Source organism: Halococcoides cellulosivorans (assembly GCF_003058365.1).
In the GTDB taxonomy this organism is placed as follows: domain Archaea; phylum Halobacteriota; class Halobacteria; order Halobacteriales; family Haloarculaceae; genus Halococcoides; species Halococcoides cellulosivorans.
In genome coordinates this window covers 372198-385303 of record NZ_CP028858.1, presented here as the reverse complement: position 1 = coordinate 385303, position 13106 = coordinate 372198, and the positions used below count along the sequence as shown (strand labels likewise).

Below are 13106 nucleotides of genomic sequence, written 5' to 3'. Positions count from 1 at the left end.
CACGCTCGGCCGGGCCATTGATGAGCGCGGCGGCCGAGGCGTCGGTCGTGCGTCTCCTGCAGGTATCGATCCCGACGGGCAAACGCGAGGGTGTCCTCGACGCGCTCGACGACGAGGACCTCGATTACGTCGTCGCAGACGAGACCAGCGGCCGCGAGTACGAGGCCGTCGTCCACGTCCCGCTGCCGACGGCGGCGGTCGAACCGGTTCTCGAACGGTTGCGAACCGCGGGGATCGACGACCGCGCGTACACGGTCGTCCTCGAAGCGAACACCGTCATCTCGCGGCGATTCGAAGACCTCGAAGACCGGTACGCCGAGGACACCGACGAAGACCGCATCGCTCGCGAAGAACTCACCTCCGCGGCCCGTGATCTCGTCCCGTCGCGGTCGACGTTCGCGATCATGTCACTCATCAGCGCGATCATCGCGACCGCCGGCCTCTTGCTCGATTCGCCGGCGGTGATCGTCGGATCGATGGTGATCGCCCCGCTGATCGGGCCGGCGATGGCCGCGAGCGTCGGGACCGTCGTCGACGATCAGGAGTTGTTCGAGCGCGGCGTCGTCTACCAGATCGGCGGTGTCGGTCTCTCGATCGTGAGTGCCGCGGTGTTCGCCTGGCTGATCAAGGTCACGGGTGTCGTCCCCGCCGGCACCGACGTGACGGCGATCCCCGCCGTCCAGGAGCGCCTCGCGCCGGGCGTGCTCTCACTGATCGTCGCCGTCGGAGCGGGTGTCGCGGGCGTGATCAGCCTCGCAGCGGGCGTCTCGACCGCCATCGTCGGCGTCATGATCGCCGTCGCGCTCATCCCGCCCGCCGCGACCGTCGGCATCGCGCTCGCGTGGGGTGACCCGACCGCGGCGCTCGCCGCAGGGGTCCTGACACTCGTCAATCTGCTCTCGATCAATCTCGCCGCGCTGGTCGTGTTGCGGTATCTCGGCTATCGCCCGCAGCGATGGTTTCGCCTCGAAGAGGCCCGCGTCGCGACACTCAAGCGCATCGTCGCGCTGGCGGCCGCGATCGGCGTCCTCTCGGTCGTCCTCGTCGGCGTCACCTACACCGCACAGCACCAGGCCAGCCAGGACGCCGACCTGCGCGCGATCACGACCGACACCGTCGATCGGTATCCCGACGTCGCCATCGAGAGCGTCGATATCGAGCGGGCTGACGGCATCCTCGACCGCCCGCCACGAGCGATCGTCGTCGACGTCACGATTCCCTGGGAGCAGTCACCACCCCCGCTGGCCGACGCGATCGCTGCGGAACTCCCACCGTCGCTGTCGGACGTCGAAGTGACCGTCCGCTATCGGTATCAGCGATCGGTTCGGAACCGCTAAGCGGCAAAAAGGGGGAAACGCGACGAATCGCGCCGTCACGTCGAGATTGGGTGCGATGCGACCGCGTCTGATCTGCCGATCAGATCATGTCGAACAGCGCGACGACGTCGTTGAGGTCGACGTCGCCGTCGCCGTCCGCGTCGAAGGCGTCGACGTTGCCCTGGATGACCTGGTCATCGAGGTGATCGATGAACAGGATCACGTCCATGTACTCGATGCGGCCGTTGCCGTTGAGGTCACCGAAGAACCCGTCGCCGTCGGTGTCCGACGGACGGGACAGGCCCTCTTCGACCGTGCCGGGACCGTCCTGGGTCGTGGTCGTCGTCGTGGGAACGTCGACCGTCAGCGTGGTGACCATCGTCACTGCGTCGATGGGGTCACCGGCACCGTCGGTCTGAAGCTTGGTGATCGAGACGCTGATGTCGGTCGACCCGCCGCCCACGGCCACGACCGGCACCGTCGCGAGCAGCACGTCCGTCTCGCCACCCGTGATCGCGTCCGCTCCGTCGCTCGCTTTCACCGTCGCCGTCGACTCGGTGAACGACGACGAGTTGATCGACGAGAACGCCTCCGGGAACTCCGCCGACGCGCCACGGCCCGTATCGAACGCCGCCACGCTCGTGTCCGCGATCGTCACGTCGAGTTCGAACCCGGACAGGCCCGCCTCGGGGACCTCGTCGAGCGTGATGCTCACGTCGGCGGTCCCGTCGAGGTTGATGTTCTCCACGTCGAGGCGGGGGATCAGGTTGAACTCGCCCGGCGTCTGCTCGCCGTCGGTCGTCGTCGGCTCGGTCCCCGGCGGGATCGACCCCGAGACCAGCGTCGGGTCGAGTTCCGTCCCGTCGTCGTCCTGCAGCTTCGTGATCGACAGCGACACCGTCGTCGCGCCGTCCCCGTTCATCACGATCGGGACCGTCGCGAGCAGCACGTCCGTCTCGCCGCCCGTGATCGCGTCCGCTCCGTCGCTCGCTTTCACCGTCGCCGTCGACTCGGACAGCGACGACGAACTGATCGACGAGAACGCCTCCGGGAACTCCGCCGACACGCCGCGGCCCGTCTCGAACGCCGCCACGCTCGTGTCCGCGATCGACAGGTCGATCTCGAATCCGGACAGCCCCGTCGACGGCACCTCGCTCAGCACGACGTCCACCGTGCCCGAGTCGCCGCTCACCGACGGTGCCGCCGACAGCGTCGTTCCCTCCACCGTCGGGTCGGTGCCCGGCTCGGTGGTCGGCTCGGTCCCCGGCGGGATCGACCCCGAGACCAGCGTCGGGTCGAGTTCCGTCCCGTCGTCGTCCTGCAGCTTCGTGATCGACAGCGACACCGTCGTCGCGCCGTCCCCGTTGATCACGACCGGGACCGTCGCGAGCAGCACGTCCGTCTCGCCGCCCGTGTACTCGTCCGCTCCGTCGCTCGCTTTCACCGTCGCCGTCGACTCGGACAGCGACGACGAACTGATCGACGAGAACGCGTCCGGGAACTCCGCCGACACGCCGCGGCCCGTCTCGAACGCCGCCACGTCCGTGTCCGCGATCGACAGATCGATCTCGAAGCCGGACAGGCCCGTCGACGGCACCTCGCTCAGCACGACGTCCACCGTGCCCGAGTCGCCGCTCACCGACGGCACCGCCGACAGCGACATCTCATCGACCGTCGTCTCCTCGCCGTCGGTCGGCGTCGGCGTTTCCTCGGTGGTCGGTTCGGTCGGTTCGGAGTCACCGCTGGCGAAGCGGATCGCGTCGATTTCGAGGGTTCCGGCCGGTGCCCAGGCACCGTTGAGCTGCATCTGAGCGCCGTCGGAAACGTCGAGCGAACTCGTCGGAATCTGGACCGTCCCCGAGACGGATCCATCGGCAAGGTCGCCAAGGGGCGTCCCACCGAGCGTGAACGCCTCACCGGCGTTGTCCGACGACCCCGCGAGAACGAGTTCGAGACGATCGTAGGAACTCACGTCCCCACTGATGGTGGTCGCGAACCAGCCAGTCTCTTCGGCGGCCGTTTCGAGTGTCATGACACCACCGCTGGCGGAGGCAGTCGCGAACCCACCAGCACCGGTGTACCCCCCCATCGCGTTGCTTCCGCCGTGACTCCAGTCGTCGAAGTCGTCGACGAGGAGGGTTTCGGCCGCCGTCGCAGAGCCGAAAAGCCCCGCCCCGGCGCCCGTCGCCAGCAGTCCCGCCCCGACGGTCCCCTTCAGGAAGGTCCGCCGAGAGGCGTCGTCAATAGTCGATTCCTCGGTCGCTTCGTCTGCTGTGTGATAATCGGAATGCTCTGTCATGTGTTTGCGCTCGTCGCGCTTCCCCCCATGGGTGTGACTTGCACACTCTCCGACTGGCGAGTACCGCCACCCGCTGCCGGGAGTCGTGTGTACAACTGTGTTATTGCGCCCGTATCAGTTTAAATCTTTCGTGGAGTGCCGACAAGTAATTTCCCGCGAGCACCCGAAACGATCCCTCAGACGCCCAATACCGTCCCACTCGGGGGTTCGGCTCGGCTCTCCCGTGAGGGCCGAACACTCGAAATCAGACGCTCACTCCTCGTGCGGAAGCACGGGTTCGTAATCGATCGCCTCTATCGCCGCCGCCACGACGTCCGCGACGCCCTCGTCCTCGGTGACGCTCATCGCGTACTCGGCGTCGACGTCCGTCGAGAGGTCGGACTTGTTACAGACCGTGAGCACGGGCGCGTCCGTGAACTCCTCGCGCAGACTCGCGAGCAAGGCGAGTTGGGTCTCGCGGGTGTACCCACAGGACTCGCTGGCGTCGAGGACGACCAGCACGCAGTCCGCGACGTGGCCCAGCGCGCTCGCGGCCTGGCGCTCGACGTCGTTGCGCTCGGCGGCCGGGCGATCGAGCAGGCCCGGCGTGTCGACGATCTGGTAGCGGACGTGATCGCGAGTGAGATGTCCCACGTGGATCTGCGTCGTCGTGAACGGATAGGTCGCGACCTCGCTGTCCGCGCGCGTGACGTGGTTCACGAACGAAGACTTCCCGACGTTCGGTGATCCGGCGACGACGATCGTCGGCGCGGACGGATCGATCTCGGGCAGGTCGGTCAGTGCCTCGCGGGCCGCCGCGAGCCGTTCGAGGGCGTCGGTGGCCTGTTCGGTGATGTCGGCCAACCGCGCGAACGCCTGTTTGCGGTGGGTCCGGGCGGTCTCGGTGTCGCCCGCACGGGCGACCCGAGACTCGTACTCCGATCGGATGTCGCCCGTCCTGTCGGCCACCCAGTCGACCGTCGAGAGCGCCTGGCGCAACTCGTCGATGCCCGCGACGGCGTCGGCCAGATCGCGGTAGAAGGGGTCGATCGCGTCGAAATCGGGCCAGGTGGTGACGACGTGTTCGCAGTTGTCACCGATCGCGTTCGCCGCCGTCCGGACCATGCTCAACTGTGCGTCGATCCCGTCTTTGGCGTGGCCCGCTCGACCCGCTCGCGAGAACGCCTGGTCGATCAACTCCTGGGCGCGCGGTTGGGTCGGCAGCGCCTCGAACGGGGTCGCCATTGGCGGATCTATCCGACGGCGCCCCATACCCTCTTCGATCGGTGCCGCAGGAGTCGAGACCCATTCACACACCCACCCTATTGCGTGGCTCCGACAGTCTCAACACGATCGCCGCCCGGGTGCCACCATGACCGACCGCGCCCGCGCGACTCTCTCGATCACCGGCGTCGTCCAGGGCGTCGGCTTTCGGCCCTTCGTCGCCCGGACCGCCGACGACGCCGACCTGGCGGGCCGGGTGCACAACACCGGCGACGGACGCGTCGCGATCGCCTTCGAAGGGTCCCGGTCGGCCGTCGAGCGCGCGATCGAGCGCGTCCGATCGGATCCGCCGCCACTCGCACGCATCGACGACGCGACCGTCGACTGGGTCGCCCCCGAGGGCGCGACCGAGTTCGAGATCGTCGCCTCGACCGGCGAGTCCGGGGGTTCGGGCGCGATCCCGCCCGACACCGCGACCTGTGAGGCCTGTCTGGCCGACGTGCGCGACCCGGACAGTCGGTACGCCGACTACTGGGCGACCTCGTGTGTCGACTGTGGGCCCCGCTATACCGTGATCGAAGCCCTGCCCTACGATCGCCCGCGGACGACGATGTCCGCGTTTCCGATGTGTGCGGACTGCCGCGCGGAGTACGAGACGCCGACGGATCGACGATACCACGCCCAGACGATCGCGTGTCCCGAGTGTGGGCCGACGCTCACCCTCCGGGACGACGACTGGACCGTCCGCGAGCGCGGGCCGGCCGCGATCGACGCGACCGCCGAGCGGATTGCAGCGGGCGACATCGTCGCGATCAAAGGGGTCGGCGGGACGCATCTGGTCTGTGCGAGTCGGCCCACGGTCGTCCGCCGCCTGCGCGAGCGCTCGGGGCGGCCGGCGAAGCCGTTCGCACTCATGGCCCCCGACCTCGACGCCATCCGGGCGGTCGCGACCGTCTCCGAGCGAGAGCGCGAGGCGCTCGAATCGATCCGCCGTCCGATCGCCGTGCTCGATCGGCGCGACGACGGCTGGCTCGCGCCGGTCGCGCCCGGCTTGCACACCGTCGGCGTCATGCTGCCGTACGCCGCGCTCCATCACCGACTGTTCGAGACGCTCGACGAACCGCTGGTGATGACGAGTGCGAACCCGCCGGGCGCACCGATGGCGATCGATCAGGCGGCGATTCGAGCGCTCGAACTGACCGACGCGAGCCTGGTCCACGACCGGACGATCGCGAACCGGTGTGACGACAGCGTCGTCCGGATCGTCGACGGCGACCGCCAGTTCGTCCGCCGCTCCCGTGGGTGGGTGCCCGAGGCGTTGCCCCGGCCGGAGGGGCCACCCGTGCTCGCGGTCGGTGCGGAGTTCGACGCGACGGTCGCGGTCGCAGCCGACGACTGGGTGCGACCCTCCCAGCACGTCGGTGACGTGGACGACCCCGAAACGCTCGCGGCCCACGCCGACGCCGTCGAGCGTCTCTGTACGCTGTTCGACGTCGAGCCCCGCGTGGTCGCCCGTGACGCCCACCCGAGGTTTCTCACGTCCGAGCGCGCTCGCGCGTACGCGGACGACCCCGACTGGTCGATCGATCGCGTCGAATCGGTCCAGCACCACCACGCCCACGCCGCGGGCCTCCTCGGTGAGTCGGGCGTCGATCGCGCGACGATCCTCGCCCTCGACGGCACGGGCTACGGCCCCGACGGGACGGTCTGGGGTGGCGAAGTGCTCGCGGCCGACCGGGACCGCTACGAACGAGTCGGCTCGATCACCGCGTTTCGCCTCCCGGGTGGCGAAGCCGCCGTCCGCCAGCCCGCACGGATCCTCGCGAGCCTCCTCGACGATCCGGACCGGATCGACCGATGTCTCGCCAGGGCGGGCCTCGATCGGTCGGCGGCCGCCGCGATCCGCCAGCAGGCCGCCTCGGGCGTGAATGCGCCACAGACGACGAGCGCCGGTCGAACACTCGACGCCGCCGCGGCGCTACTCGACGTCTGCCAGGAGCGTAGCTACGAAGGCCAGCCCGCGATGACGCTCGAAGCCGCCGCAGCGGGTCACGAGCCGCTGGATTACGACCCGCCACTGGAGCGATGCGACGGACGGCCCGTCCTCGACGCGCACGCCGTGCTCCAGTGGGTGGCCGATCGTCGGGACGCGACGGCCACGGGCCCGCTCGCCGCGACCGTCCAGGACGCGATCGCGCGTGGACTCGCCCGGATCGCCGTCGATGCGGCCCGCGAGCGGGGACACGATCACGTCGGGCTGACCGGTGGCGTCGCAGTCAACGCCGCGATCCACCGCCGGGTCCGCGACGTTATCGAGGACGCGGGGCTCGCCTTTCTCGCTCACGATCGGGTGCCGCCCGGCGACGCCGGACTGGCGTACGGCCAGGCCGTCGTGGCCTCCGCCCGTGCGGAGTGACCCCGATTACGCGCCCCGTGCGGAGTGACCCCGATTACGCGCCCCGTGCGGCGTCGATCGAGCGGGCGATCAGCCCCGCCTGCACGCCCGCGGTGAAGCCCGCGTCGACGTTGACGACCGAGAGGGCAGTACAGGACTGGAGGAGGCCGTCGAGCGCGGCCTCGCCCTCACCCCCACGACCGTAGCCCGCGGCGATCGGGAGTCCGATCACCGGCGAGTCGATCAGGCCCGCGATCACCGTCGGGAGCGCGCCCTCGCGGCCGGCGGCGACGATCACCACGTCGGCGTCCCGCAGGCGGTCGGCGGCGTCGACGGTGCGTGCGAGGCTCGCGACGCCGACGTCTTCGATCAGGCGGATGCGTGCCCCCATCTCACGGGCGATCAAGCTCGCCTCCGTGGCGGGCCCCCGATCGGCCGTCCCGCCGGTCGCGATGGCGACGGTCGCGTCGAGACGCGGTGGATCGAAGGTGGGGGCGTGGGCGACGAGCGTCCGAGCGGCCGGGTGGTGGGCGAGCGTCGCCGCCGGGGCCACCGCGTCGAGTCGGTCACGCACGGCGGCGACCTGGTCTCGATCCGCGCGCGTGACGATCGCTCGCCCCGTCGTCTCGATCGCCGTCGCCGCGAGGGCGGCCACGTCCGCGGCGGTCTTCTCGCTCGCGAGGATCGCCTCGGGCACCCCCGATCGCTCCCGACGCGCGGCGTCGAACCGGCCCGCGCCCGTCGTCGCGTACCCTCGAAGGCGCGCTTCGGCGTCCGCGGGCGAGAGTTCACCAGCGGCGACCGCGTCCAGCAACTCGCGCATGGCCCCACCAGCGGGGCCCCGCTATTGGTCGTTTCGCCACGAACGCGTCGGCAGACCGCCACGATACTGTCTGTCGACCGTCACGATCGGCCAGTCGGGGGGCCAAGCCGGGCCCGAGGGAGCCTGAACCGCGGGAGAATGGGGAACGTTTATAAACCATCCACCGGAACAAAATCCCTGTATGGCAGACCTGATCGTCAAAGCCGCCGTCAAGGAAGCGCTGGATGACATGAACGTGGCCTCGGACTTCTACGATGCCCTCGACGACGAGGTCGCGGAGCTGCTCGAAGCCGCCGCGCGACGTGCCGAGGAGAACGACCGAAAGACGGTCCAGCCGCGCGACCTCTAAGCCGGACGTCCCCCTTTTCGACCGCCGGGCGGTCCGGCGGGCTCTCGATTCCCGAGACAGCGGTCTCGTCAGTGAGTCCGGGGTCCAAAGGTCTTTGCCGGTCGCTCGGCTAGTCTGGCCCGATGGACGCCCCTGGGGACCGGGTCCGCCGGGCCGCCCGCGAGGCCGTCGACGACGTCGAACCGCCGGCGTTCCGGGACCGACTCGTCGAGCACGTGACCGGCGGGTCCGTCGCGGCCGGCGAGGTGACACTCGCCGCCGCCACCGCCGAGCGCCGCCGTCTGGGTGAACCCGCGCCCGACCCGACCGTCACCGTCGGGGACCGTGATCGGTCGCCGCTCGACTGTGCCGTCGCCGTGCAGGCCATCTATCGTGGCCTCGAACTCACCAGATCGCTCGCCCAGGCCCCGCCCTGGACCGACGGGCGAACGGTCGAGGGCGACGAGGCCGTCCTCGTCGCTGACGTGCTCGTCGCCCGTGGCATGCACTGTCTCGCACGCACCGCCGCCGCCGATCGCGCCGTCGCGACGATCCGATCCTTTGGGCACGATCACGCCACCGACGTCGACCGCGGGGATTACGCCCTCGAACGCGACACGTTCGAACTCGCCGTCGAAGCCGGGGTCTCGGCGGTCGGCGGCCGACCCGGGCCACGCCTGCGGAACTACGCCGCCGATCTGGTGGGCGAGGGCCCGCCGAGCGTGCCCGAGACGGTCGTCGACGACCTCGTCGCGGCCGCGCGCGATCCGCCCGGCAGCGAGGGCGCGCGCAGTCAGGCCGACCACTGAATCGAAACGCCTTTAGTCGATTCCCGGTTACGCGAAATCGCGCCTGGGTAGCTTAGCGGTAAAGCGCGTCCTTGGTAAGGACGAGAGCCCGGGTTCAAATCCCGGCCTAGGCTTGGCAGATTTTGAGGAGTTTTCGACCCACGTTTCACGCGATCTTGAAGAGGACTGCAATCGGCAAGTCTCAGAGACGGGGCTGGAAGAACGGCCCTCAGAGATCGTCGTCCGAGAAGACTAACTGCGTACTGTTCTCTTCAAGCCACCGAGCGTGTGCTTCGTAGTCCGGGTCATGTTCGCCAACGAGAGACCAGAACGCATCTGTGTGGTTGGGTTCTCGCAGGTGAGCCAGTTCGTGAATCACGATGTAGTCCACGATCTCCGGCGGAGCCATCATCAGTCGCCAGTTCAGTCCGAGTGTCCCGGTGGTCGAACAGGACCCCCACTTCGTTCGCTGATTCCGAACTTCGATTTGCTCGTGGGTCACGCCGATCTGCTCAGCGAAATGCTCCGCCCGCTCTTCGAATGTCTCTCGCGCTTTGCGTCGGTACAGCGTTTCCAGAGCCCGCTTCACCGAGGTCTCCTCAACGTGATGACGGGCCAGCCGGAGCGCGTTCTCTGACACGACTGACGATGACCGACGTTCTACCACGACCTCTCGCTCGTCGCCAAGATACGGAAACATCGCGCCCTCCTCGTACGATCGCTCTGGGATCTCCTCACGATACGTGTCGTATTTCGCTTTCTTCTCGACGACCCATACCGCATTCTCCTGAAGGACCTCCTCGGGATCGACGTCGGTCGCGTCCGGAATCACGACCGTGACGCCGTGAATGTCCACGTCGATCCGAGGCTTGGTCGCGTCAGCACTCCGTCGGAGATCGTACTCGACGGAGTGGCCGACCAACTCCACTTCGTGCGATCGAGTCTCAGCCATCGTTCTGGATGAGGTAGTTTCGAACGTCGTCGACGAATCCCTCCTCGTCACGTATGAGGTGGCCGAGGTCGCGTTCTTTCACGAGAACGCCCAACAGGATCCGCTCGACTTCGGCAATGGTCTGGTGGTTCGTTTCCCACCCGGGATAGTGCCGATCGACTCGATCGCGGAACTGTGAGACGATCTCCGCCGCGACCTGTTCGGCCTGCTCGTCGGACTCGATCGCGTCGGGCGTCTCCTCGGTCAAGTGCGTGTAGATGGCGAACTCGGCGGCCTCCATCTCCTCGTCGTCGGCCTCCCGATCGACGTTCAGCACTTTTTCCTCGACGGATTTCAGGGCGGCAACGGCCTCGGGGTCGCTCATCTCACCCCCTTGCCATCGCTCGACGATGTCGGTAACTCGCTCACTGAGTCGCTTGTATCGGGGATTCTGGTTCTCTCGTGGATGGAGGTGTTCACGGGTTGCGTGGGCGATCTGGCTGGCCTTCACACCAGGATTTTCGAGGCCCTCGACGTCGTCGAGATACTCTTCACCGAGTTTGTACGTCGGGAAGTCACGCTTGATTTCGGAAATATCGACGTGGTCGTCGATGATCTCGCGCGTCTTCTCGCGCATCTCCCGCTCGGGGTCGTCCTCGCCCGCCGTGGTGCGCTTGAACGCGACGTGAATCCGACTCAGCCACTTGTAGTCGTCTTCGATGCCCTCACTGACAAGTCGCCCATCCGGGGCGACGGCCTCGTAGAGGTTCTGGAGTCGCCGGAAGTTCTGCTTGAACTCGCGGCGTTCCGGATGTGTGCTGACGCGCTCGATGGCCTCGGAAGTCGCCTCCTGCGTGTCCGCTTGAGAAATCCCGTCGAAAATGTCCAGCACCCGCTCGACCTGTTCGACGAGGTCGTCGAAGAGGTCGTCTTTGTTGCGAGCGGCGTATTGTTTCGTCTCTGCGTCGTAGTCCAGAGCCTCGTCGATGTTCTCGAAGACGCCCTGGAAGTCCACGATTTCGCCGTTCTCCTTCCCCGCAGCGGGTCGATTCGTCCGGGCGATCGCCTGCATGAGGTTGTGGTTTTTCAGATTCCGGTCGAGATACATCGTCTTCAAAATCGGGGCGTCGAAGCCCGTCAGGAGCATATTGTGGACGACCAGCAGTTTCGGATTCGCCTCGTCTTTGAACGCTTTGACGATGCTATCACGCTCCTCGGCGTCCGTGTGGAACTGCTGGATAATATCGGGGTCGTCGTTGGTCGCCGTGTAGAGGACCTCCACCTCCTCGTCACCGCGCCGTTCGACGAGTCGCTCACCGTACATCGCCGCCGAGCGTCGGCTCGGCGTGACGACCATCCCTTTCCACCCGTTCGGAGCGACGTGGTCGTCGTAGTGGGCGTCGATCTCTGCGACGGCCGTCTCGACGCGGGGCTCGATCTCTGCAAGCGTCGTCGCCGTCACGGTCTCTCGGATGAAATCGCGTTTCTCGTCGGTCGTCATCCCACGGAACGTCTGCTCGAACTCCTCGTCGAGTCCGGCCTCGTCGATCTCCCACGCCATCTCGTGGCGGAGCGTGAAGTAGACGGGCAAGATCAGCCCGTCGTCGATGCCCTGCTTGACCGAGTAGCGGTGGAGATAGTCTTCGCCCTCGGGGCAGAACTCGCGCATCGTATTGCGCTTGGCCTGCTCACTTTCGTCCGGTGCATACCGCTCCCCTTCCTGAACCGGCGTGCCAGTAAATCCGAAGTGGTAGGCCCCATCGAGAGCGTTTTCGAGACGACTGCCAAGGCCACCCTCCATGAAGCGATGGGCCTCGTCGCTCATCACGATCACCTCGTCGTTCCCCTGCACGTCGGGATCGACATCTTCGAACTTCTGAATCGTCGTGAGGACGAGTTGACTGCGCCCCTCCTCGATGAGTTGCTGGAGGTGGTCGATACTCTCGGCCTCCGTCCACTGCTCCAGCGAGAGGTTCGCCAGTTGGTCGCGCATCTGGCTGTTGAGTTTGTCCGTGTCCACGATGACGAACACCTGCGGGTTGCGCGCCACGGCGGGGCGCGAGAGAAGATTCTCGGCGGCGTAGAGCATCGTGAACGACTTGCCCGACCCCTGAGTGTGCCAGATCAGCCCGCGCCTGTGCTCGCCCTCGCGAACCCGATCGAGGATGCGATTCACCGCGTAGTACTGCATATATCGCGGGACGATCTTCGCGTCGCCACCCGCTCGGCGCTCGTAGAACACGAAGTGTTTGAGCAGGTCGAGAATCGCCTCGGGATTGCACAGCGCCCGCACCGCCTGCCGCATTGCGTTGTCGTCTTCGTACACCGCCGGCGCGTCGTTCCAGGGCTCGTAGAACTCCGTGGGCGCGCCGACCGCGCCGTAGCGCAGTGCCATCGTATCGGCGGCGATATTGAACAGTCCGGGGACGAACAACCGGGGCACGCTTTCCTCGTAGGCCTTGAGATCGCGAACGGCGTCGTGCCAGTCGTTGTCCTGCGCGAGGCTCTTGAGTTCCATCGTCACGAGCGGAATCCCGTTGACGAACAGGGTCACGTCCGGGCGGATGGTCGTCTCGCGAGAGACGGAGAACTGATTCACCGCGTGGAAGCGATTGTTCTCGGGGTTCTCGTAGTCGAGGAGGTCAACGTAGATTGTGTCGGTCGCGCCATCATCGCGCGTGACATTGAACGTCTTGCCCTTGGTGAGCACCTGGTAGAACGCGCGATTGCCGTCCATCAGGTTCTCGGCGTCGAGATCACGCCGGAGCGAGGAGACGAACTGCTCGACGGTGGCCTCGGTCACGCCCTCGTTCAGCGCGACGACCTGCTCGGCAAGGAGATCCCAGTAGATCACCTCGTGACTGTCGCGCTCGTGGGCCTCGTCGAGCACGGTCGCCCCGCGTCCGCCGTCCTGTCCGTGTGTCTCCCATCCGACGCCGTCGAGCCACGAGAGAAGCGAACGTTCGACGCCGCCCTCGGATGGGATGGCATCCATAGCTGACAGTTGTTCGCGGGATGGAAGT

At 67.2% G+C, this 13106-nt stretch carries 9 protein-coding genes and 1 tRNA gene; 5 read left to right on the top strand and 5 right to left on the bottom strand.

Annotated features, from left to right (window positions below; genetic code table 11):
* Window positions 1-47: 47 nt before the first annotated feature.
* Window positions 48-1337, top strand: coding sequence for a TIGR00341 family protein (locus tag HARCEL1_RS01855; RefSeq protein ID WP_108384045.1), 1290 nt, complete (start codon window positions 48-50; stop codon window positions 1335-1337).
* Between the two features lie 79 nt (window positions 1338-1416).
* On the opposite strand, the gene HARCEL1_RS01850 is transcribed toward HARCEL1_RS01855, so the two are convergent.
* Both HARCEL1_RS01850 and HARCEL1_RS01845 read right to left on the bottom strand, forming a co-directional pair.
* The gene (locus tag HARCEL1_RS01850) at window positions 1417-3615 is read right to left on the bottom strand and encodes a hypothetical protein (RefSeq protein ID WP_108380911.1); all 2199 of its coding nucleotides are present in this window, start codon (window positions 3613-3615) and stop codon (window positions 1417-1419) included.
* 252 nt (window positions 3616-3867) lie between these two features.
* Window positions 3868-4839, bottom strand: a complete 972-nt coding sequence (locus tag HARCEL1_RS01845; RefSeq protein WP_108380910.1) for an NOG1 family protein — start codon at window positions 4837-4839, stop codon at window positions 3868-3870.
* Window positions 4840-4966: 127 nt separating this feature from the next.
* On the opposite strand from HARCEL1_RS01845, the gene hypF reads away from it, so the two are divergent.
* The gene (gene hypF / locus HARCEL1_RS01840; RefSeq protein WP_108380909.1) at window positions 4967-7234 is read left to right on the top strand and encodes a carbamoyltransferase HypF; all 2268 of its coding nucleotides are present in this window, start codon (window positions 4967-4969) and stop codon (window positions 7232-7234) included.
* 34 nt (window positions 7235-7268) lie between these two features.
* On the opposite strand, the gene larB is transcribed toward hypF, so the two are convergent.
* Entirely contained in the window at window positions 7269-8036 is a 768-nt protein-coding gene (larB, locus tag HARCEL1_RS01835) for a nickel pincer cofactor biosynthesis protein LarB (RefSeq protein WP_108380908.1), read from the bottom strand.
* Between the two features lie 181 nt (window positions 8037-8217).
* On the opposite strand from larB, the gene HARCEL1_RS01830 reads away from it, so the two are divergent.
* The 3 genes from HARCEL1_RS01830 (at window position 8218) to HARCEL1_RS01820 (ending at window position 9286) form a co-directional block, all read left to right on the top strand.
* The gene (locus HARCEL1_RS01830) at window positions 8218-8385 is read left to right on the top strand and encodes a DUF1931 family protein (protein WP_108380907.1); all 168 of its coding nucleotides are present in this window, start codon (window positions 8218-8220) and stop codon (window positions 8383-8385) included.
* Between the two features lie 122 nt (window positions 8386-8507).
* On the top strand, window positions 8508-9173 hold the full coding sequence (locus HARCEL1_RS01825; protein ID WP_108380906.1) for a DUF7114 family protein: 666 nt from the start codon (window positions 8508-8510) through the stop codon (window positions 9171-9173).
* A gap of 41 nt (window positions 9174-9214) precedes the next feature.
* Window positions 9215-9286: transfer RNA gene (locus HARCEL1_RS01820), tRNA-Thr, on the top strand.
* A gap of 95 nt (window positions 9287-9381) precedes the next feature.
* On the opposite strand, the gene HARCEL1_RS01815 is transcribed toward HARCEL1_RS01820, so the two are convergent.
* Window positions 9382-10104 carry a M48 family metallopeptidase gene (locus HARCEL1_RS01815; RefSeq protein ID WP_108380905.1) on the bottom strand — a complete coding sequence of 241 codons (723 nt, stop codon included), beginning with the start codon at window positions 10102-10104 and terminating at the stop codon, window positions 9382-9384.
* The gene (locus HARCEL1_RS01810) at window positions 10097-13078 is read right to left on the bottom strand and encodes a type I restriction endonuclease subunit R (protein WP_108380904.1); all 2982 of its coding nucleotides are present in this window, start codon (window positions 13076-13078) and stop codon (window positions 10097-10099) included. The genes HARCEL1_RS01815 and HARCEL1_RS01810 overlap by 8 nt, the downstream gene beginning before the upstream one ends.
* Window positions 13079-13106 lie beyond the last annotated feature (28 nt).

Excerpts from the sequence above, each read along its gene's own strand:
- larB (WP_108380908.1), bottom strand. The coding sequence starts at position 8,036 with ATGCGCGAGTTGCTGGACGCGGTCGCCGCTGGTGAACTCTCGCCCGCG.
- HARCEL1_RS01810 (WP_108380904.1), bottom strand. The coding sequence starts at position 13,078 with ATGGATGCCATCCCATCCGAGGGCGGCGTCGAACGTTCGCTTCTCTCG.
- HARCEL1_RS01850 (WP_108380911.1), bottom strand. The coding sequence starts at position 3,615 with ATGACAGAGCATTCCGATTATCACACAGCAGACGAAGCGACCGAGGAA.
- HARCEL1_RS01830 (WP_108380907.1), top strand. The coding sequence starts at position 8,218 with ATGGCAGACCTGATCGTCAAAGCCGCCGTCAAGGAAGCGCTGGATGAC.
- hypF (WP_108380909.1), top strand. The coding sequence starts at position 4,967 with ATGACCGACCGCGCCCGCGCGACTCTCTCGATCACCGGCGTCGTCCAG.
- HARCEL1_RS01845 (WP_108380910.1), bottom strand. The coding sequence starts at position 4,839 with ATGGCGACCCCGTTCGAGGCGCTGCCGACCCAACCGCGCGCCCAGGAG.
- HARCEL1_RS01815 (WP_108380905.1), bottom strand. The coding sequence starts at position 10,104 with ATGGCTGAGACTCGATCGCACGAAGTGGAGTTGGTCGGCCACTCCGTC.
- HARCEL1_RS01825 (WP_108380906.1), top strand. The coding sequence starts at position 8,508 with ATGGACGCCCCTGGGGACCGGGTCCGCCGGGCCGCCCGCGAGGCCGTC.